The organism is Vibrio variabilis (genome assembly GCF_003263785.1).
Classification (GTDB): Bacteria; Pseudomonadota; Gammaproteobacteria; order Enterobacterales; family Vibrionaceae; genus Vibrio; species Vibrio variabilis.
In genome coordinates this window covers 69,747-91,100 of the sequence record NZ_JYJK01000130.1, presented here as the reverse complement: position 1 = coordinate 91,100, position 21,354 = coordinate 69,747, and the positions used below count along the sequence as shown (strand labels likewise).

Genomic DNA, 21,354 nt, shown 5'->3' with positions numbered 1-21,354 from the left:
GGATTAAAGAGTGATTACTCTTCCCATACCACCAGTTGACCTTTTGGCCAGTTCTGACCAACTTCGTGGTACTTCTGCTCTAGAAGGTGGCGTTTAATCTTGAGCGTTGGCGTTAGCAAGCCGTTTTCAATGCTCCACGGCTCTTTAACCATCAATACACCCTTGATTTGCGCATGTGACTCAAGCTCTTGGTTCATGCGCTTAATAACACGCTCTGCGGTACGTGCATAACGCTCACGGTCAAAGTTAGGGAAATCATGAGGCACAACCAGCAAGATAGGAGCGGGTAGACCAAGGCCAATAAGACACATCATCTCGACGCGACTGTATTCAGCGAGTTTGTTCTCAATAGGTACTGGAGCAACAAACTTACCTTTTGCCGTTTTAAAGGTATCTTTTTTACGACCGCGAATGGTTAAGTAGCCATCGCTATCGATAACACCAATATCACCCGTGTGCAGCCAACCATCATTGTCGAAAGACTCTTGTGTCGCGATGTCATTTTTATAGTAGCCGGAGAACATGCCCTGACTGCGCACCATGATCTCATCATCGTCAGCAATCTTCAGTTCAATGCCCGGTCCTGCATTACCTACGGTACCAATTTTGTCTGCTCTAAATGGATGGTTAATCGTGCTGTAGGCAAACGACTCTGTCATCCCCCAAGCTTCAGTAATGTTAAGGCCGACGCTGTGATACCACTCAAGTAGAGCCGGTGAAACCGGTGCTGAGCCACAGCCAAGTACGCGGGCTTGGTCCAAACCTAGGCCATCAGCGAGTTTTTTCTTGATGAGTGAGTTTACAAACGGGATCTTCAACAAGATGTTGAGCTTCTTCTGTGGCAACTTGTCTTGGATTCGTTGTTGGAATAAGTTCCATAATCTCGGCACTGAGATGAATAGCGTTGGACGCTGCATCTTCACATCTTCAATAAAGGTATCCAGTGATTCTGGGAAGGCAGTTGGAACCCCGCCCATAACGGATGAGCCGAAGATGTATACTCGCTCGGTAATATGGGCGAGCGGTAGGTATGAGAACAGACGGTCGTTGGCTTCTATGCCTATGTGATCAATCAATCTTTGCACTGACCAGTTGAACGCGCCATAGGTGAGCATCGCGCCTTTTGGCAAACCAGATGTACCAGAGGTATAAACTAAAGACATCAGTTTATCGTCATAGTGTACAGGGCGCTCTTCACTTGGCTGATGGTCAGCCACGAGCTGTGTGAAGCTATGCTGGCAGCTTGGTGCGGTGTCGTAAGGGAGCGAGATCGTAATCAGTGAGTCCATACCTCCAATGACTTCACTAGTCGCTGCTGGATCGTCAAGTTTACCGGCGATGAGCACTTTACTCTCACTGTGTGTCAAACAGTACTCAATGGTGTCAGCACCTGCAGTTGGGAAAATGGGCACGCTGACATAATCGCCAAGCATCATGGCGAGATCACAGATAAACCATTCGGCGCAGTTTTTCGATATCAGTGCTACTTTGTCACCCGGTTGCACACCCAATGAACGTAGTGCGCTGACGAGTCTTAGCGCTTTATCGGCAACCTCAGCATAAGTAAATTCGACGAACTCACGGTTTATGATCTGTTTAAGGTAAACCTCATTTGGCTTTTCATGCGCCCACTTTAGGATCATTTCGTTGGGCGGCGGTAGGGTACAGCTTGAAGTAGTCGTTTCGTTATTAGGCTGTATCATTCTTGAACTCCGTTTACGTGTAGAACGATAGATTTTATAGTTGTAGTTATGTTAATTGATTGTTAACAGTACAATACTAGTCACTGTGATTAGGGACTGCAAGAAGGGAGTGACTGATAAATGAGGCCTTTAGCACATAATTTGAGTAAAAACTCAGATCTGTTAATGAGGCGTCGCTTCAAAATCGAGCGCAAGCTAAAGGATCACTTGCGCTCAAATGAGTGTCAAACTCTTGGTACGTGAACAGACTGCATCACAAGCCTGACAGCGTCTTGCTGGGCTCGTAGTGCTTGTACACAATTACCATCAAGCTTGCCCATGGCCACCATTTTTTCAAGCTCAAGTAGGGCGTGAGTCAATGACCAAGATTCACTGTAATAGCGGTGACTAGTTAGAGCATCAAAAATGTTAGCAACCGTAACAATGCGAGCTGACACTGGTATATCAGCGTGGCGCAAACCTTTTGGAGCACCGCTGCCATCTAAATATTCATGATGATACTGTATGATCTCTCGGAGCAATTGCACGCAGGTGTGTTGCTGCTCATGGATTTGTCGTGCCAAATCATTAACTAGGTTTAAACCGTGCTGGATTTGAGCGGTCAACTGTAAGTGATTTCCCCAATCTTCAAGCCATAGGCTTTGCGAGGAGGTGCTAAGTGCTGAGTATTTTCCAATATCATGCAACTGGGCAAACTGCACGATATGATCCAAAGTTTCATCGTCCAGTTGATACAACTGTGCAAGCTCGGTGCCGATAATATGGGCATACTGACCAACCCGGTAGGCATGATCTAAGCTCTCATCTTGGTGCTCAAAGTTGGTGCGTCTCACTACATGTCCCAAATCTGTCATCGCGTTGACGCAGCGACGTTGATGGGTAATCACTTCGATCAGTGGTGCAGAGTGGGTGATGATTTCTTCTCGGGTCGCTGAGTCAAAGTAGTGTGGTTGAGTGGCGTCGTAGAACAGCATGCCAAGAAATTGACCATCATCGAAAACAGGCTGCGTTAACGACGATTGGTAACCTTGTTCGAGCAACCAATGTGAATGGCTACTAGCACTGGTTACGGTTGACGGGATGTCATTGAGCACTCGCGCTTGTTGGCGAGTAATGCTTTTACCGAGAGAGGACTGACTGTTGATCGGCGCACTGTAATGAAGTAGTGGGTCGCCAAGCTCTGTGCTGTGCGCAAAAGTTTTCAGTGCGCCTTGCACATCGTCGTAACTGGCAAAAGCCACTCTTACAATTTCAGGAGCTTGATGAGAGATGTCGCGATGGGTGTGTTTAATCGCTTCTCCAATAGTGCCGGCATTTGAGCTCGTATGCAGAGATTGACCCAGTTTTGTGCTATCCATAACTCACCTCCTGAATATCACCCTTTGTCATGGAGGCATATCGAGTGGTGTGTACTCTGATGGAGCGTGCATGTCTTAGGTGAATCGAGTCATTAATTGTCTTTTGTTACCATTAACCCTTTTATTGCAAGTATTACAGGGGCACTTGCCCCAATAATTAGTGTAGAAACGCTTTAAATAGGTTGCGAGCTATCACAGCAGTAATCCACTATAACTTTGATTTAGATTAAGTTTGCAATGCTCGGCGCCATAAATCCGGCGGCAGCAAAGTAGATGACCATCCAAACGATCGGTAACTTAAACTGTTTCATCAATAGTGCACCTAATAGCACCCAGCAGAGATCGAGCGGTGTGATGACCGCGCTAGTAAACACGGGTTGATACAGAGCACACAGAAGCAGTCCCACCACAGCAGCATTAACGCCAACCAATGCACCAGAGACAGAAGGAATGGCAGCCAGTTGTTGCCAGTTTTTCAGCACGCCAACAAGCAGTAAAAAGCCTGGTACAAAAACGCCAAGAGTAGCAATGATGGCTCCGAGCAGAGGCGCTGACGGCAAAAGCTCATAACCGATATAGGTAGCAAAGGTAAACATTGGACCTGGAACGGCTTGAGCGGCAGCATACCCAGTTAAAAATGCATCTTGCGTCAATTGGTTGCCTACAATGTTTTGCAACAGTGGCAGAACCACATGTCCGCCGCCAAACACTAGGCTACCGGCTTGATAAAAATCGGAAAACAGTTGTACCGATGGTGAGTATGCGCCAACGAGGGGGAGAGCAAGCAATAACACAAAAAAGCTTGCCAGTGGCAGCCATGAGAATGAACGCGTGGTAGAGACTGGTTTGTCGTTAGTAACATTGCCATTTGCGAGATAGCGCACGCCAATAGCTGCAGCAATCACGAGTACCAACACTTGGCTTGCCACGCTTTGAAATAGCATTAGAGTAATGGCGGTACCAATACATAAAGTGACCGTGAGCGGAGATTTACAGAAATTCTTGTACATACCCCATGCCGCATCGGCTACCACAAGTACTGCCAGTAACTTCAAGCCGTGCACGACATTTTGAAAATAACTGGATTCAGTGAATTGGCTACTTAGTATGGCTAAAAGCAACATAAGTATCACTGAAGGTAAAGTGAAGCCCAAAAAGGCCATGATGCCACCACCTAGACCAGCGCGTTGATACCCCACGGCAAAACCAACCTGACTCGAGCCAGGCCCTGGGAGGAACTGACTCAAGCAACTATCTGAGCGTACTCTTCATCACTAAGCCAACCGAGCTTTTCAACAAAGGTATTGCGAAAATAGCCAATGTGCGCCGCAGGTCCACCAAAGCTTACCCAGCCAAGGCCGAAAAAGATTTTGAAGATAGCAAACAGTGATGATTGCTCGTTGTCATGCGCGTCGTTGTGCGCAGCAGAAGGTTGAGTAGACACAATATACCCAGTTGATAATCAAATTTTCAGTTGGTACCGATAGTAGAACCCGAACTATAATGATTCAAATCGATAATTTTGATACCTACTATGAATAAAATGGGACAAGAAAGGCTGGACTGGAAACGGATAGATCTCAACTTGCTGATTGTGTTTTATCGGCTGTATCAGACACGAAGTGTGTCTCTCGCTGCGCAAAAATGCTTCGTCAGTCAGTCTGCGATGAGTCATAGCTTGGCAAAACTGCGTGAATTGTGTGGCGATAGGTTGTTTGAGCGCAAAGGGCATCAAATGGTGCCAACAGAGCGGGCGAGTGAGTTGTTTCCGGCTGTAGAGCAAATCCTCAATCTGGTTGAATATAAGGTGCTACCGAGCATCGAGTTCGATCCCAATGAGTATCGAGGGGTGTGTAAAATTGGTTTGACCGATTATGCCGAGTTTATTTTCGGACCCGTGATTTACGATGCTATCTTGTCCGATGCGCCTCATTCAAGGGTCAGCTTTGTCAATGTGAATCGAAACAGCTACAAGCATCTCAGTGAACAGGAAAGCCTAGACATGATCATTGGTAGCATCCCTGAACTTGATGAGCAGTTTGCGAGCCAAAAGTTGTATACCGAGAAACATGTCTGCATATATGACCCGTCTATGGTGAATATTGAACGGGTTGATATTGAAACCTTCGTCTCCTTACCTCACTGCTTGGTGAGCCCAGAAGGCGCGTTCTCAAGTAATGTGGACAAGCACTTGGATGCTGTCGGGCTGAGTCGCTCAGTCACTGCGGTATCGCGCAACTTTCTTACGATTGGTCGGCTTGTTAGTGGACGAGCGATGTTTGCCATCGTTCCAGAAAAAATGGCTCAAATCAGTTTGATGCAATCGCAACTCAGTGCTGTGCCTCCCCCAGTTCCAGTGCCGGATTTTGATATTTCCCTTATTTGGCCAAAGCAGTCTCAGCTTAACGATAAGGCCAAGTGGCTTAAAGAGGCCTTGTATGAGTCCATACTTCGCTCGATACGAGAAAGTAATTTGTAGCTCGAGCTATGACAGCTCGAGCGTCGTCTTGGAGGGGGCTAAGAGGTGCAGTAGGTCTAGGTTAGCGCAAATCGTGTCCAAACTTTAGAGCGCCAGCGACGGATCATCACTATTCCACGCAGCCACTCATCCATACCAATCGCTATCCAAGCGCCAAGTATGCCGTAGCCCCAGTGAATACCAAGCAGGTAGGCGAACACAACGGCAACGCCCCACATGCTTAAAATACCCATTTGAACCGGAAACTTAATATCGCCTGCGCCTTTGAGGGCCGCGATAAAAATTAGGTTAGAGACGCGGCCTGATTCAACAAAAATAGAGCCACCGATCAATAGTGCAACCAAGGCAGCAATCTCGGGATCTTGGGTGAAGAGATCAATCAATGGATAACGGAAGATAAACAAACTCACCACGATGCCAGTCGATGCAGCAAGGCCGACAAGATAGTACTTCTGTACTCGATGGAGAATATCATCAACCCAGCCTTTACCTATGAAGTAGCTGGTTTGGATTTGCCCTGCCTGACCAAGTGCCAAGGAAAAAGCGAACGAGACACGAGTGATGTTCTGTGCGTATGTAAATGCAGCAAGTGATGCCGTGCCCATTTGCACCACAAAGTAAACAATGGTCATTTGTGCCAGATTATAAGAAAGCACTTCGCCAGCGTTCATGACGCCAATCTTCATGATCTTTTTATATAGCTGAGTTGGGATAGCACGCCATGCGTCGAAAGGTAGCTCGATTTTCTTCGCTCGAACCATAGCAATCATCAGCAAAGTGCCAATCAGTTGACTCACTACTGTAGCAATCGCGACACCTTTCACGCCAAATACAGGTAGTCCAAACGGTTGATACAAGGCGACATAGTTACCCGCGATATTAATCACACCAGCGACCAGGTTGATCATCATAGGTGACCGAGAATACCCATGGCTTCTAAGAATGGTCGTCAGTACGATACCAAGCGTCACGTTAAAGGTCATCGAACCACTGATGATCAGATAGTCGTAACCAAAGGCGGCAACTTGTGCTTCTAGACCAAATAGGGCGATGAAATGCTCAGCACCAAAAAACAGCGCTAAACTCAGTCCAGAGCCAACAACCAGTGCGAGAAGAATACTCGCGACACCCGTTTGCGCAGCCTCTGCGAATTTAGAGGCGCCATTGTACTGAGCAATCAAGATCCCGGTGCCGCTGCTAACCATCATAGAGATCACTATGAGGAAAAAGCTGATCTGAGTGATCACACCCACCGCAGACACCGCTTGATCGGAGTAGCCACTTAGCATGAAGACGTCGGTAGTATTAAGGGCTGTGCGGAGTAATACCTCGATAAAAATAGGCCACGTCAGCGCAACGATGTTCATTCTATTACTGAGCGCTGAAGCACGGTTCGACATTGTATTCACCTAGTCTTGTTGTGGTTTTGGTTAAATGGGCGGCAAGTTTACTCTCAATGGCTATAAACACAACACAATAATCACAGCAAAAACTGAGTTTGAAATTATTGTCTGTGAAAGAGCGAATTTTGTTCCACCAAAAGCGTACGCCGTGAGATTCCAATAGTGTCGGCGGATTTAGCTAAGTCATATTAAACTCATGTAAGTCAAAATGACGTTATTTTAGTGCAAGTCAATTGGACTCTTTTTTGGGCTCAATATCGTTTACTTGGTTGATAATTATAGTTTTTTAAATTGGTACATTTTGTGCTTTGGTCAACAAGATTAGATTTATTGAGTAATTGGTATGATTAACATCGTTGATAAAAAGGCAGAAGAAGCCATTCCTGCGTGGCTTCGTTTAGGGTTTCGTCCTTTTTTCTTATTTGGAAGCATCTACGCGGTATTTGCAGTTGTAGCTTGGGTCGTAATGTTCCAGCATGGCCAGCCGACCGCATTGGCGGTGCCTGCCTTGTGGTGGCATGCTCATGAAATGATTTTTGGTTTTTCGATGGCGATTGTGGTTGGTTTTGTACTCACTGCCGTGCAGACTTGGACAGGCGTGTACGGCACCAAACATTACCGACTGCTGTTGTTGGTGGCGCTTTGGACGATCACCAGGGTGCTGTTTTGGACGCCAACGCCTCTGTGGCTCATCTCATCAATTGAATCACTATTCATCGCATTGGTGGCCTATGAAGTCGGCTTTAGAGTCTATCGAGCAAAAGGTTGGCGTAACCTGTTTTTTGTCCCGCTGTTTATGTTGGCGATTTTTGCTAACTTTGCCAGTTACGCGACGATCAAAGGCATGCCTCCATTTAGCTCAAGTGCAGTATGGCAAGCGATGTTGTGGTGGTTTACCTTATTGCTGTCGATAATGGGCGGCCGAGTGATCCCCTTCTTTGCTGCTCGCCGTTTTCAGTATGATAAGCCTCAGCCTATTGCATGGTTGGAGTGGGCGGCAACCTTGCCTTTGCTGGCTCTGTTTGTATTGAGCTTTTTCCCGCTTTCTTTTGCGACCTTGGGTCAACCCTTGATGCTTTTCGCCGGTGTCGCCCAGTCGGCTCGTTGGGCTCGATGGAAACCTTGGTTGACGCTTTCTGAGCCGCTAGTGTGGTCATTGATGCTGACGTATCTCTGTTTGCCGTTAAGCTTGTTAAGTCGCGGGTTGCTCTCCAACGCATTTGCGTCGCATGCAATGTTGCATCTCTTTGCGGTTGGTGCTCTGGGTGGTGTAGTGCTTGCGATGATAAGCCGAGTAACGATGGGACACACAGGCCGAGCCATATATAAAGGCCCGAATATGTCGATTGCTTTTGTTGCCGTGATTGTAGCGGCAGTGATACGCAGTGTTGGCGTAGCCTTATGGCCAGAGCATATGTTTATTCTTGTCGATGTAAGTGCGGGTCTCTGGACATTGGCGTTTGCCATGTATGTCTTCTATTTTGGGAAAATGCTCGTAATGCCAAGGGTGGATGGGCATCCGGGGTAAGCTGCAGACACAAAAAAACCAGCCGAAGCTGGTTTTTTTGTGTCTAGCGATTAGTAAGCGTCGTTATGAACCGTTTGTACCGCGCGGCCTGATGGGTCGACACAGTTTTGGAATGACTCATCCCATTCAATCGCTTTCGCTGAAGAACAAGCAACTGATGGACCACCCGGTACACACTTCGCCGCTGACTCTAGTGGGAACAACTCTTCAAAGATTTCACGGTATGCGTAACCTTCTTTTGTTGTCGGCGTGTTGTATGGGAAGCGGAATGCTGCTGTTTCCATTTGCTGGTCAGTGATTTTAGCTTCTGCCACTTCTTTTAGTGTATCAATCCAGCTGTATCCTACGCCGTCTGAGAACTGCTCTTTCTGACGCCATGCGATAGACTCTGGTAGGTAGTGCTCAAAACACTCACGCAGAATGTGTTTTTCCATCTTACCGTTGCCACACATCTTGTCTTCAGGGTTTAGACGCATCGCTACATCGATAAACTCTTTGTCTAGGAATGGCACGCGACCTTCAACGCCCCAAGCTGCCAAAGATTTGTTAGCACGAGCACAGTCGAACATGTTCAGTGCAAGCAGTTTACGAACCGTCTCTTCGTGGAATTCTTTCGCGTTTGGCGCTTTGTGGAAGTAGAGGTAACCACCGAAGATTTCATCAGCACCTTCGCCAGACAGTACCATCTTGATGCCCATTGCTTTGATCTTACGACCCATTAGGAACATCGGAGTGGATGCGCGGATCGTCGTCACGTCGTACGTTTCGATGTGGTAGATAACATCGCGGATGGCATCCAAACCTTCTTGAATGGTGTACGTCATTTCGTGGTGAACGGTACCGATTTGGTCTGCCACTTCACGAGCCGCTTTCAAGTCAGGTGCACCTTCAAGACCTACCGCAAATGAGTGAAGTTGTGGCCACCATGCTGCAGACTGCTCATCGTCTTCAATACGCATAGCTGCAAAACGTTTAGCAACCGCTGAAGTGATAGAAGAATCTAGACCACCAGAGAGTAGAACGCCGTATGGTACGTCGGTCATAAGCTGACGTTTGACTGCTGCTTCAAGGGCTTCAGTTAGCTCTTCTTTGCTGGTGGTGTTGCCTTGTACTGCAGCATATTCGTTCCAGTCACGGATGTAGTAGCGCTGAGGCTCTGCATCTTTTGAGCCGTAGAAACAACCAGGAGGGAACTCGCTGATGGTCTTACAAACAGGCACTAGGCTTTCATTTCTGACGCCACGTAGTAGTTACCGTGCTCATCATAACCTTGATAAAGCGGGATGATACCAATGTGGTCACGACCTACTAGGTACTCATCTTTCTCTTCATCGTAAAGTACGAAGGCAAAGATACCGTTTAATTCTTCAAGAAGGTCCGCACCCATGTCTTGGTATAGCGCCAGAATGACTTCACAGTCAGAGTCAGTTTGGAACTCGTACTTACCTTCATAGCGTGCACGAATTTCTTTGTGGTTATAGATTTCACCATTAACAGCAAGGATGTGTTTTTTATCTTGGCTATACAGAGGTTGAGCACCACTGTTAAGACCAACAATCGCTAGACGCTCGTGCGCTAGAATTGCTTTATCTGAGGCATAGATACCGGACCAATCTGGGCCGCGATGACGAAGTTTCTTAGACATTTCAAGAGCCACTGGACGTAGAGCGGCGGCATCGCTTTTAATGTCTAAAATACCAAATACTGAACACATACAACTTCCTTTTAGATGAAATTTAACGCTGTTGAGTTCAATTTGCCATCTGCTCAAAAAAAAGCAACCGTGAGGAAGGAAAAATAAAATAAAAGTGGAGTCTTTTTAAATTTTATTCACCAGAGCGCCGGTTAAGATGGATGTTTTCTAACTTGGGCTATTTTTTGGTCAGAAAAGGAAAAGTCAGCCACTAAAAAGTGGCTGACTGAGGGCGATTATTTAAGGTTAGGTTGCAGCTGTTCACATACGTGGCGAGCAAAACCGCTGCCAGCTTCGCTGTATATGTTAAATGCTGCGCTTACCCCATCTCTTCGAGTTCAGCAAGTTGGTCTGGATAAGCGGCAATCGCAGCAACCTGACCTTTAAACTGTTTGGTTTGCAGCAGTTCAAGCGCCGTTTGGTTCCCTTGGTGGTGGGGCATGGCGAGTAAGACCAGCTTTACGTGGGCTGTATCTAGGATTCGTTCCCAAAAGTCAGGGTCGGTAGCATCACCAGCTATGACGTTACGACCTTCTTGCTGATGCTGCTTAGCCGCCTCTTCACGTACCTCTACGCCAAGACACACTTTGCCATAACGCTCGAATAGTTCATCGTAGGCACCACTACCAATACGACCCATTCCTAAAATCAACACTTGAGCTTCACCAGGGTTGATGAACTGATCGCGAGTGTTGATATTCTCAGCCGCTTGTTCTTTGAGCCACTTGGCGCTGCGCAGATAAATGGCGTGACCCACACGGTTTAGTGGTGCGGAGATGATAAACGACAGTGATACCGCGATGGCAAGTGCCACCAAGATATCTCCTGAGATCCAGCCTAGCTTGAAAGCCAGACCACCAACAATCAGACCAAACTCACTAAAGTTGAATAGCGTGAGCGTGGTAAGAAGACAGGTGCGAACGCGGAATTTGAAGGCGTTAATGACAACAAAATAGAGTATGCCTTTGAGTGGCAGTAGTAATACCAGTAACGCACCGAGGATAAAGCCTTGCATGGTGGGTTCGTCGGCTAAGCCAATGTTTAGGAAGAAGCAAACTAGGAACAGCTCTTTTAGATTAAACAGTGACTTTTGACAGTTCTGAGGCTTTGCGATGCGAGGCGAGCAACATACCAAGGATTAGCGCTCCTAAATCCGGCTTCATTCCGACAAGCTCGAACAGACCCGCTCCCATCACTAGCGCAAAGAAGATACCGCTTAGTACCAGCATTTCACCATGGCCGGCTTTATCAAGGAACTTAAACATCAGTGGGCGCAGTAGCGGCAGACCAAACAGTGCGATGGCATACCACTCAGGGAATTTACCGGTGGATGCGGTCAAGAAGATCACCGCGAAGATATCTTGCATAACCAAGATACCGATAGCGAGTGTGCCGTAGGTGGCGTTCATTTCGCCTTTTTCCTGCAAGGTTTTGACGGCAAATACGGTACTTGAGAAGGATAGGGCAAAGCCAAGCAGAATGAGTTGGTTGATGTCGAGACTGGCAAGGCTTGTCACACCAAGGAACTTAAGCCCTAGCAATAACAGCGCGAACAGTAACGTGGATAGCAAGTTATGCACGGTGGCACCTGCCCAGATTTCTTTGGACAGTAAGGTCTTAATATCGAGCTTCAGACCGATGGTAAACAGCAGCAGCGTTACACCAAGATCGGCAAGAGTGGTAATTGTGGTGGTCGACTCAAAGCCAAAGTCATGCAAAAGGAAACCAGCGAGCAGAAAGCCCACTAAAGGGGGAAGTTGGCATTTGAGTGCGAGAAAGCCTGCGACGAAGGCGACAGTGATGAGAATTAATTCCATATATTTTTTATTAACTATCCACGATAAAAAAGACCGCACGATTGTGCGGCCTATATTCTACTCGAAATTATCTTCAGCGTGCTGAGTTATTTCGCAACATTTGTTCAATCTTCAAGGAGTTTTTGTAACAAAACGCCGTTGAGCATGGCGCGCTTGATCATCGCAAATGCGCCCATCGTTGGCTGTTTATCAATTTCAGACGCCACAATCGGAAGGTCTGTGTGGAAGGTCGTCAGAGATTGGTTTTCAACGTTACGACGAATCGCTGGGAATACGATGTCCTTCGCCATAGTGATGTCACCAGCGATGATCACTTTTTGTGGGTTGAACAAGTTAATCGTGATGGCAATGGCTTTACCTAGTTGGTTGCCTACGCGAACGAGGCTTTGTTTCGCCAGTTCGTCACCATTGAGTGCGTGTGAGCAGACATCTTCAATCGTGATGTGCTCTTTGAGTGCCAGCGTTGACTCGTAGCCTTGGTCAATCAGTGTGCGCACGCGCTTAACGATAGAAGGGTTTGATGCGACCGTTTCAAGACAGCCAAAGTTGCCACATTGACATTGCTCACCAAGCGGATCAATTTGGATATGACCAATTTCACCGACGTTGCGGTTGTGGCCTAGAAAGACTTGACCGTTAACGATAATACCTGCGCCGGTACCACGGTGAACACTGACAAGAATCGAGTCTTGGCAATCGCGGCTCGCACCAAAGTAATGTTCGGCGAGCGCGAGTCCACGTACATCGTTACCAACAAAACACTCGACTTTGAAATGCTGTTTGACTAGGTCTGCGAGCTCAAGTTTATCGATGTCGGTATTCGGTACATACTCGACGACACCTGTCGTCGGGTTAACCAAACCTGGCAGAGTGACGCCAATGGCAATCAACTGTTCGATTTTAGGGCTGTGCTCTTTAAGGAACTCACGAAGCTCGACAATTAAGCCTTCGCTTAGCTCGTTTTGATTGGTGTAGTAAAGCTCTTTGTGAGAAAACGCGAGCTCTTTGCCACCTAGGTCATATAAAGAGAAAGAGATGTAGTCTCGACCTAATCGAACCGCTACTGAATGGAATGGTTCCACAGCGGTTGTGAGGGAGATAGCGCGACGGCCACCGGTTGAAGCTTGCTGAGCGACCTCTTTAATGAGGCCGCGCTCGAGCAGTTGGCGGGTAATTTTGGTAACGCTTGCAGGCGCCAGCTGGCTGACATCTGCAACTTGAATGCGCGAAATAGGCCCTTGCTGGTCTATCAAACGGTAAACCGCTGCGCTATTGAGTTGTTTTACTAAATCTACGTTACCTATTTGTCCGCCATTCATGCTTAATTTTGCTCGTATTGTCCGTTAACAACCGTGCCTTGAACATTGAAGTCTCTATCAAAAATCGTCAGGTTAGCCACCATGCCGTTTCTGATGCGACCAAGTTTACTATCTAAGCCCATAGCTTTTGCTGGGTAGAGCGTTGCCATGCGAAGAGCTTCGTCCAAAGCGATACCAGCGTGCTCAACTGTATTTTGAACCGCTTCTATCATGGTAAGTGCGCTGCCACCTAGGGTGCCGTTTTCATCTACGCACTTGCCATCTTTGTAATATACTTTCTTACCGACAAAAATAAAGTATTCCATGTCAGCACCCGCCGGAGCTGTGGCATCCGTCACTAATACGAGCTTTTCTCCCTTCACTTTATGCGCGATGCGAATATTTGCGTAGTCAACGTGGAAACCGTCGGCAATGATGCCAGCGTACACATCAGGTGTATCGTAAATCGCACCAACAACACCAGGCTCACGACCTGTCATTGGCGTCATTGCATTGAATAGGTGAGTGGCGAATGTGATACCTGCGTCAAAACCTTTGCGCGCTTCTTCATAAGTGGCGTTGGTGTGACCGATAGAGACAACAATACCGGCGTCACGAAGCTTCTGGATATGCTCTGGAGCATTTTGCTCAGGCGCTAGCGTTACTTTGGCAACCAAATCACGGTGCTCGCAGATCAAATCAATCATCGCTTCATCAGATTGGCGGATGAAATCTGGGCTGTGAATGCCTTTTTTCGCTACATTTAGGTAAGGACCTTCAAGGTGCAGACCTAGAGAGTGATTTTGGTACTGGTTGTGGTAGTCGCGTGCAGCAGATAGAGCTTGACGCATGTTCTCATCAGAAGATGTGATAAGCGTTGGTAGGAAGCTAGTACAACCAGACTTTAGGTTGGCTCTATGCATGATATGAATGGTTTCTGCTGTGATTTCGTCATTAAACATCACACCACCACATCCGTTGAGCTGTAGGTCAATGAAGCCTGGGCTTAGGTTCGCACCGTTAAGGTCGATACGCTCAATAGAGGCAGACAGCTCTGATTCGTGGACGATAGATTGGATGGTGTCGCCATCAATGATCACCGCATGATTGGTCAGAACATCAGTACCTGTGAAGACCTTACCGTTCGTTAATGCATACATAGTTAGTGAATCCTTGTGTTGTATTCTCTCTAGCCCGTTACGACGCAGTGCTTGAATCATATTGATTTTACTTGATTTCTAGCTCTTAGTAACGAAACAAATTTGTTAGTCAGCAAGTTATAAATAGTTAAAGTAATCAAAGTAACTTAATGATTACATGAGAGTTATTATCGTTTTTTAGCGTTTCAATACGGTATAAAACTTGATTTATATCGCAACTTAACTGCTTGTGTTTGCAACTCTCCTGACCAGAATCCTACTTAGATTTGGCTATTTTTTCGTATGATAAAATAAGTTTTATGATCTCGCTAGCAAAAAGCCTGTATTTTGGCAAAAACTGGTGATTAGGATCACAATTGATAAGGTTTTAATTTGCGGGGCGAATTTAATTCCATACACTGAATAGGACTAAATTGAACGGCTAAAATAAGTCGTCCAAAAAATTCAAATCCTATAGGGGGAACTTAAGGTGAATATTCTAGGATATGCGCAGAAGCTAGGTAAGGCATTGATGCTACCTATCGCAACGCTACCAATTGCGGCGCTTCTACTACGTTTGGGTCAAGGCGACCTTTTAGACATTCCATTTATGGCACAAGCTGGTGGTGCGATCTTCGGCCAATTGCCACTTCTTTTCGGTCTAGGTATTGCGATTGGCCTTTCTAAAGATGGTAACGGTGCAGCAGGTCTTGCTGGTGCGGTTGCTTACTTCGTACTGACAGCAACAGCAACAACTATTAACGCAGACGTGAATATGTCGTTCTTCGGCGGTATCTTCGCAGGTATCATCGCAGGTCACTCTTACAATGCGTTCCACGCAACTCGTCTACCTGAGTGGCTAGCATTCTTCTCTGGTAAGCGTCTTGTACCTATCATGCAGGTCTGTTTGCTCTAGTAGCAGGTGCAGTTTCTGGTGTGGTTTGGCCTTCAATCCAAGGCGGCCTAGACGCACTAGCACACGCAGTATCTACATCTGGCGCAGTTGGCCAATTCGTATACGGTACACTTAACCGTGCACTTATCCCTGTAGGTCTACACCACGTACTAAACTCGTACTTCTGGTTCGGTATGGGTACGTGTCAAGAAGTTCTAGTTACTGGCGCTCAAGCAGCTGGTCAAGCACTTCCTGCACTACAACAGCTTTGTGTTGACCCAGCTCTTGCTAAGACTCTAGTTGCTGGTCAGTCTCACACGTTCGAATTTGCTAACTCAGTAACGCCTGAAATCACAGCAACTGTTAAAGAAGTCACTGAAACAGTTAAGTCTGGTGACCTACACCGTTACTTCGGCGGCGACAAAGGCGCTGGCGTATTCATGAACGGCTTCTTCCCTGTAATGATGTTTGGTCTACCAGGTGCTGCACTAGCAATGTACCTAGCAGCTCCAGCTGAAAAACGCGGTCAAGTAGGTGGCGCACTATTCTCAGTAGCATTCTGTTCTTTCCTAACAGGTATCACTGAGCCACTAGAATTCATGTTCGTATTCCTAGCTCCAGCTCTATACGCAATGCACGCAGTATTTACTGGTCTTGCTCTAGTGGTTGCTAACATGTTCGGTACGCTACACGGCTTCGGCTTCTCTGCAGGTCTAATCGACTTTATCTTGAACTGGGGTCTAGCAACTAAGCCATTCGTACTACTACTAATCGGTCTTGGCTTCGGTGCTCTATACTTCTTCACATTCAGCTTCGCAATCCGCGCATTCAACCTGAAGTCGCCTGGTCGTGAAGACGATGACGAAGCAGTAGAAGTAGCTGCTGGTGAAGGCAAAAACGGTGACCTAGCTCGCCAATACCTAAAAGCTCTAGGTGGTCACGATAACCTAACGTCTATCGATGCTTGTATCACTCGCCTACGTCTTACGCTTAAAGACCGCTCTGTTGCAGACGAAGCCGTTCTTAAGAAGCTAGGTGCTAAAGGTGTGGTTAAACTAGGTGAAAACAACCTACAAGTTATCCTTGGCCCTCTAGCAGAAATCATCGCTGGCGAAATGAAGTCTATCGGCGCTGGTGAAGACCTATCAGAAGTGAAACTGCCATAATCACTCTGACTCATTGATTTCCATACCAAAGCCTCTCCCCCGAGAGGCTTTTTTTGTGCCTTCAGAACCTTGCCAATCCCCTGTCTATAAATCAGTACTAAAATAATCTAATGAAAATGCGAGTTCTTGTTGAGGTTTCTCAAAGAATTGTGGATCATTAGCGTTTATATATCTGACAATACTTAAAACATAGAGGTGTTATAGATGAGTGAAGCTGAGGCTCGTCCATCGAACTTTATTCGCCAAATCATTGATAAAGATTTAGCGGATGGCAAGCATACTAGCGTGCATACTCGTTTCCCGCCGGAGCCAAATGGCTACCTGCACATCGGTCACGCGAAATCTATTTGTTTGAACTTCGGTATTGCTCAGGACTACCAGGGTCAGTGCAACTTGCGCTTTGATGACACCAACCCTGAAAAAGAAGACGTTGAATACGTTGAGTCAATTAAGAATGATGTAAGCTGGTTGGGCTTTGAGTGGTCTGGTGAAGTATGTTATTCATCAAACTACTTCGATAAGCTCTACGAGTATGCGGTTGAATTAATTAACAAAGGCTTAGCGTACGTTGAAGAGCTAAGTCCAGAGCAGATCCGCGAGTACCGTGGTACGCTGACCGCACCAGGTAAGCCAAGCCCTTACCGCGACCGTCCAGTTGAAGAAAACCTAGCGTTGTTTGAGAAAATGCGTGATGGTGGCTTCGAAGAAGGCACAGCATGTCTACGCGCTAAAATCGACATGGGCTCATCGTTCATGGTGATGCGCGACCCTGTTCTATACCGTGTTCGCTTTGCTGAGCACCATCAAACAGGTGACAAGTGGTGCATCTACCCAATGTATGACTTCACGCACTGTATCTCAGATGCGCTAGAAGGTATTACCCACTCACTATGTACGCTTGAGTTCCAAGACAACCGTCGTCTGTACGATTGGGTACTTGAGAACATTACTATCGATTGTCAGCCTCGTCAGTACGAGTTCAGCCGACTCAATCTTGAATACACAGTGATGTCGAAGCGTAAACTAAACCAACTTGTGACTGAGAAATTGGTTCACGGTTGGGATGACCCACGCATGCCGACGATCTCTGGTCTACGTCGCCGTGGCTTCACGCCGGCATCAATTCGCGAGTTCTGTAAGCGTATTGGTGTGACTAAGCAAGAGAACATGATCGAGTTTGGTTCACTAGAATCTTGCATTCGTGATGACCTAAACGAGAACGCACCTCGTGCGATGGCAGTCCTTGATCCTGTTAAGATTGTTATCGAGAACTACGAAGGTGAAGGTGAGACGCTAACCCTTGCTAACCATCCAAACAAAGAAGAAATGGGCACTCGTGAAGTACCATTTACTCGTGAAGTTTGGATTGAACGCGAAGACTTCCGCGAAGAAGCGAACAAGAAGTACAAGCGTTTGGTGCTAGGTAAAGAAGTACGTCTACGTGGCGCGTATGTGATCAAAGCTGAGCGTATCGAGAAAGACGATGCAGGCAATATCACGACTATCTTCTGTAGCTACGATCCAGAAACGCTAGGCAAAAACCCAGCGGACGGTCGTAAAGTGAAGGGCGTGATCCACTGGGTATCTGCGGACAAAGGTCTTCCAGCAGAGATTCGTCAATACGATCGCCTATTTACAGTAGCAAACCCAGCAGCGGCAGATAACTTTGCTGAAACTATTAACCCTGATTCACTGGTTGTGATCAACGGTTTCGTTGAGCCAAGCCTAGCGGCAGCGAAAGCTGAGCAAGGTTACCAGTTTGAGCGTATGGGTTACTTCTGTGCGGACTCTAAAGATTCTACTGCTGAGTCTTTGGTGTTCAACCGCACGGTTGGTCTTCGTGATACTTGGGCGAAGATTGAAGGGAAGTAGGTTTATTGGGGCAGAAAGCGCCCCCTTCTACTACCAACCCACAAAAAAACCAGCCTGATGGCTGGTTTTTTCATATCCAAATAAAGACTTACTTAGGCTTATGCGCTTTAGGGTCAGTCTTACACGCGCCGCCAATACACTTACCGTATAGGTACAAGCTGTGATTAGTCAGCTCGATATTGTATTTGGATGCGATTTCTTTCTGACGAGTCTCGATAAGGTCATCAGAGAATTCAATCACTTCACCACAGTCTAGACATACTAGATGGTCGTGGTGGTGTTGAGTTGATAGTTCGAATACGGATTTACCGCCTTCAAAGTGGTGGCGAGTAACAATACCAGCATCATCAAATTGGTTAAGTACGCGATAAACTGTCGCTAGACCGATCTCTTCGCCAAGGTCGATAAGCTTTTTATACAAGTCTTCTGCGCTGATGTGTTGGTACTCTGGCTTCTGCAGTACTTCTAAAATTTTTAGTCGAGGCAACGTGACCTTCAGTCCCGCGTCCTTAAGTGCCTTGTTATTGTCTGACATAAACTTTCCTGTGATGATCTGCAGCAATAAACAGATTTCATGTATCCGTCCATTATAGGGTACTAGCGCGTAACAATAAACCGTGAAGTTCAAAGGGTTACTAACTATTAACATAGAAGTGGAACTGTGTCACTTTACAAGCACGTCTGACCAGTTACAATTTGTTTACATTTAATGGACTTGTAGTAATGGATGGATCCGATGGACAAACGACTCGCCAAAATATACAAACCTAAGTACGTTAAGTTTGCGCTGAACATCTGGCCGCCTTTTTGGGGGCGGGTATTCGTATTGAGGAAATCAGTGAGGACTTTCGCAGTGTTAAAGTGCGTTTGAAGCTGCGTTGGTGGAACAAAAACGCCAATCGATCTCAGTTTGGTGGCAGCATATTTGCGATGACGGATCCTATCTACTCATTGATGTTAATGGGAATTTTGCGTGAGCAGTATTACGTTTGGGATAAGGAAGCCAGCATTGACTTCATTAAGCCGGGGTTTTCTGATTTGCGAGCGGAGTTTGTCATCAGTCAAGATATGCTAGACGACATTTTGCAAAGCACACAAACAGGTGAAAAGTGCTTCCCAGAATTTGTTACCCACATTCAAAACGACAAAGGTGAGGTCGTTTCAACCATTCAGCGTAAGCTTTACATTCGTAAAAAAGCCCAGTTTCGTGATGTTGAGGCACTCAATGCCTGACCTCATGCTAGGTATTGCTTAGTACAGATGTAAAAAAACCTCCATGCGGAGGTTTTTAAAAGCGTTGAGATTAATCTTCTAGCTCAGCTAGGCACATCTCTTCGTAAATCTGCTTAGTCCAGTTTGATACGCGCTCGTCAGTCAGCTCTGGTTGGCGATCTTCATCGATACATAGACCAACGAATTGAGACTCATCACCCTCAACGAGTGCTTTAGACGCTTCAAACTCGTAGCCTTCAGTTGGCGTGTAACCAATGATAGTGCCGCCTTTCGCTTCAACGATGTCACGCACTGTGCCCATCGCATCGCAGAAGTACTCAGCGTAATCTTCTTGGTCGCCACAGCCAAAAATAGCCACTAGCTTAGTTGAGAAGTCGATGCCTTCAAGTTCTGGGAAGAAGTCATCCCAATCAGCTTGTGCTTCGCCGTAGTACCAAGTTGGGATGCCAAGTAGAAGCAGATCGAAGTTGTCGATGTCTTCTTTGCTGCTTTTAGCAATGTCTTGAACGTGAACGAGCTGTTTACCCAATTGTTTTTGGATCATCTTTGCAATAGCTTCTGTGTTGCCAGTATCGCTACCAAAGAATAGACCTACACTTGCCATAAATTCAGTACCTTTTTATCTGTCTTCGTTGGACTCAGGAATGGAGGTAATTAGCCTAGTCCTGTACCTTCCCAGCTTAGCTGAATAATGCCTTTCGCGACAAAACCTGCACAGCCTAAGAACAGCACAAGCCACACAATACGTCGACCAAACACCGGGACATTGCCTTGTTTTAGTACATCTTTGATTGCCATGCCGATCAGAAAAAAGATCGACGCAAACAACAGATCCAAACCAATGGACTCGAGTTTATCTATATAGTCGTAAAGCATGGTATTCCTTTGTGCCAATATGCTTGCGCGGAACTATACCATTGTTACTCGCTAAAGTTAATCCATGGAAATCAACCCGCTTACGATACAGGTCAAATTAAATGAATTTGCGTATCGCGCGCAGCACTTCGTTGGGCTTTTCTGCGTGTAACCAGTGCCCGGTGTTGGCAACAATATGTACCTTCACTTGCGCAAACTGCTGTTGGATTTGTGCTTGGTGATCGGCTTGCAGGTAATCGGAATCTGCACCCTTGAGAAACAAAACGGGTGTGTTGGTTTTGTTGATTGGTTGCCAGTCTAGAATATTCCAGTAGTTTTTCTCCAATGCCTTTAGGTTAAAACGCCACCCCATGTGCTCACCTGCATTAAAAAGCGATTTGCCCAAGAACTGACGCACGCCGTCTATTTCAATGTGCTCGCTCATGACGGTCATGGCCTCGGCGCGAGTCTTCGGAGTTTGCTGACAGACGGCATTGAGGCCAGCGAGCACATTGTCGTGACGACGGGTCGTGTATCTAACAGGAGACATGTCCATCACCACGAGCTTCTCAATAGGGGAGTCAAAATCACACAGTTTCATGGCGACTTTACCGCCCATTGAGTGGCCGATAACAATAGGCCTTTCGACCTTGAGCTCTTTTAGTAACGTGATGATATCACTCGCCATTAGTGCATAATCATGATCGTCACTATGAAATGAACGACCGTGGTTTCTGAGATCAACACTAATGACATCATGATCCTGTTTCAGTTCTCTGGCGAGTACGCAAGATTATTTAGGTCACCAAACAGCCCATGGATTAGAACGACTGGCTTACCTTGACCTTCTCTTTTGTAGTTTAATAAAGCTGACATTTTCTGTTATTCGTGATGTGTTTAACGTGGAGGTTCATC

The 21,354-nt window shown here is 46.5% G+C and carries 11 protein-coding genes and 6 pseudogenes; 5 read left to right on the top strand and 12 right to left on the bottom strand.

Annotated features, from left to right (window positions below):
• Positions 1-14 precede the first annotated feature (14 nt).
• From TZ48_RS21765 to chrA, 3 genes and pseudogenes are all read right to left on the bottom strand, one after another.
• Complete coding sequence (locus TZ48_RS21765) at positions 15-1,703, bottom strand: AMP-binding protein (protein ID WP_112480698.1); 1,689 nt, start codon at positions 1,701-1,703, stop codon at positions 15-17.
• Between the two features lie 224 nt (positions 1,704-1,927).
• On the bottom strand, positions 1,928-3,061 hold the full coding sequence (locus TZ48_RS21760) for an HD domain-containing phosphohydrolase (RefSeq protein ID WP_112480696.1): 1,134 nt from the start codon (positions 3,059-3,061) through the stop codon (positions 1,928-1,930).
• A 221-nt stretch (positions 3,062-3,282) separates the two neighbouring features.
• A pseudogene (gene chrA, locus TZ48_RS21755) lies at positions 3,283-4,448 on the bottom strand (chromate efflux transporter).
• 147 nt (positions 4,449-4,595) lie between these two features.
• Here chrA and TZ48_RS21750 point away from each other — a divergent pair.
• A complete protein-coding gene (locus tag TZ48_RS21750) occupies positions 4,596-5,540 on the top strand; it encodes a LysR family transcriptional regulator (protein ID WP_112480694.1) in 945 nt (314 codons plus the stop codon).
• Positions 5,541-5,596: 56 nt separating this feature from the next.
• Here the strand turns inward: TZ48_RS21750 and TZ48_RS21745 are convergent, their stop codons facing one another.
• Positions 5,597-6,940, bottom strand: coding sequence for an MATE family efflux transporter (locus tag TZ48_RS21745; RefSeq protein ID WP_112480692.1), 1,344 nt, complete (start codon positions 6,938-6,940; stop codon positions 5,597-5,599).
• A 346-nt stretch (positions 6,941-7,286) separates the two neighbouring features.
• On the opposite strand from TZ48_RS21745, the gene TZ48_RS21740 reads away from it, so the two are divergent.
• The gene (locus TZ48_RS21740; protein WP_112480690.1) at positions 7,287-8,471 is read left to right on the top strand and encodes an NnrS family protein; all 1,185 of its coding nucleotides are present in this window, start codon (positions 7,287-7,289) and stop codon (positions 8,469-8,471) included.
• Positions 8,472-8,521: 50 nt separating this feature from the next.
• Here TZ48_RS21740 and asnB read toward each other — a convergent pair.
• The 4 genes and pseudogenes from asnB to nagA form a co-directional block, all read right to left on the bottom strand.
• Positions 8,522-10,185, bottom strand: a pseudogene (gene asnB / locus TZ48_RS21735) (asparagine synthase B).
• A 215-nt stretch (positions 10,186-10,400) separates the two neighbouring features.
• A pseudogene (locus TZ48_RS21730) lies at positions 10,401-11,981 on the bottom strand (cation:proton antiporter domain-containing protein).
• Between the two features lie 104 nt (positions 11,982-12,085).
• Complete coding sequence (gene nagC, locus TZ48_RS21725; protein ID WP_112480688.1) at positions 12,086-13,300, bottom strand: DNA-binding transcriptional regulator NagC; 1,215 nt, start codon at positions 13,298-13,300, stop codon at positions 12,086-12,088.
• A gap of 2 nt (positions 13,301-13,302) precedes the next feature.
• Positions 13,303-14,439 (bottom strand): N-acetylglucosamine-6-phosphate deacetylase, encoded by a 1,137-nt coding sequence (gene nagA / locus TZ48_RS21720; RefSeq protein WP_112480686.1) that lies wholly within the window; start codon positions 14,437-14,439, stop codon positions 13,303-13,305.
• A gap of 511 nt (positions 14,440-14,950) precedes the next feature.
• Here nagA and nagE point away from each other — a divergent pair.
• Positions 14,951-16,479: pseudogene (gene nagE, locus TZ48_RS21715) on the top strand (N-acetylglucosamine-specific PTS transporter subunit IIBC).
• 204 nt (positions 16,480-16,683) lie between these two features.
• Positions 16,684-18,351 carry a glutamine--tRNA ligase gene (glnS, locus tag TZ48_RS21710; RefSeq protein ID WP_112480684.1) on the top strand — a complete coding sequence of 556 codons (1,668 nt, stop codon included), beginning with the start codon at positions 16,684-16,686 and terminating at the stop codon, positions 18,349-18,351.
• 88 nt (positions 18,352-18,439) lie between these two features.
• On the opposite strand, the gene fcrX is transcribed toward glnS, so the two are convergent.
• The gene (gene fcrX, locus TZ48_RS21705) at positions 18,440-18,886 is read right to left on the bottom strand and encodes a ferric iron uptake transcriptional regulator FcrX (protein WP_112459624.1); all 447 of its coding nucleotides are present in this window, start codon (positions 18,884-18,886) and stop codon (positions 18,440-18,442) included.
• A 201-nt stretch (positions 18,887-19,087) separates the two neighbouring features.
• Here fcrX and TZ48_RS21700 point away from each other — a divergent pair.
• A pseudogene (locus TZ48_RS21700) lies at positions 19,088-19,584 on the top strand (DUF4442 domain-containing protein).
• Positions 19,585-19,654: 70 nt separating this feature from the next.
• Here the strand turns inward: TZ48_RS21700 and fldA are convergent.
• The 3 genes and pseudogenes from fldA to TZ48_RS21685 all read right to left on the bottom strand — a co-directional run bounded on the left by fldA (position 19,655) and on the right by TZ48_RS21685 (position 21,315).
• Positions 19,655-20,188 (bottom strand): flavodoxin FldA, encoded by a 534-nt coding sequence (gene fldA, locus TZ48_RS21695; RefSeq protein WP_112459625.1) that lies wholly within the window; start codon positions 20,186-20,188, stop codon positions 19,655-19,657.
• Positions 20,189-20,238: 50 nt separating this feature from the next.
• Positions 20,239-20,460, bottom strand: coding sequence for a DUF2788 domain-containing protein (locus TZ48_RS21690; protein ID WP_042496654.1), 222 nt, complete (start codon positions 20,458-20,460; stop codon positions 20,239-20,241).
• A 97-nt stretch (positions 20,461-20,557) separates the two neighbouring features.
• A pseudogene (locus TZ48_RS21685) lies at positions 20,558-21,315 on the bottom strand (alpha/beta fold hydrolase).
• Between the last annotated feature and the right edge of the window lie 39 nt (positions 21,316-21,354).

What these genes read in the sequence shown, in the direction of transcription:
- TZ48_RS21765 (WP_112480698.1), bottom strand. Translation starts at nt 1,703, where the DNA reads ATGATACAGCCTAATAACGAAACGACTACTTCAAGCTGTACCCTACCG.
- TZ48_RS21690 (WP_042496654.1), bottom strand. Translation starts at nt 20,460, where the DNA reads ATGCTTTACGACTATATAGATAAACTCGAGTCCATTGGTTTGGATCTG.
- fcrX (WP_112459624.1), bottom strand. Translation starts at nt 18,886, where the DNA reads ATGTCAGACAATAACAAGGCACTTAAGGACGCGGGACTGAAGGTCACG.
- glnS (WP_112480684.1), top strand. Translation starts at nt 16,684, where the DNA reads ATGAGTGAAGCTGAGGCTCGTCCATCGAACTTTATTCGCCAAATCATT.
- TZ48_RS21750 (WP_112480694.1), top strand. Translation starts at nt 4,596, where the DNA reads ATGAATAAAATGGGACAAGAAAGGCTGGACTGGAAACGGATAGATCTC.
- fldA (WP_112459625.1), bottom strand. Translation starts at nt 20,188, where the DNA reads ATGGCAAGTGTAGGTCTATTCTTTGGTAGCGATACTGGCAACACAGAA.
- TZ48_RS21740 (WP_112480690.1), top strand. Translation starts at nt 7,287, where the DNA reads ATGATTAACATCGTTGATAAAAAGGCAGAAGAAGCCATTCCTGCGTGG.
- TZ48_RS21745 (WP_112480692.1), bottom strand. Translation starts at nt 6,940, where the DNA reads ATGTCGAACCGTGCTTCAGCGCTCAGTAATAGAATGAACATCGTTGCG.
- nagC (WP_112480688.1), bottom strand. Translation starts at nt 13,300, where the DNA reads ATGAATGGCGGACAAATAGGTAACGTAGATTTAGTAAAACAACTCAAT.
- nagA (WP_112480686.1), bottom strand. Translation starts at nt 14,439, where the DNA reads ATGTATGCATTAACGAACGGTAAGGTCTTCACAGGTACTGATGTTCTG.
- TZ48_RS21760 (WP_112480696.1), bottom strand. Translation starts at nt 3,061, where the DNA reads ATGGATAGCACAAAACTGGGTCAATCTCTGCATACGAGCTCAAATGCC.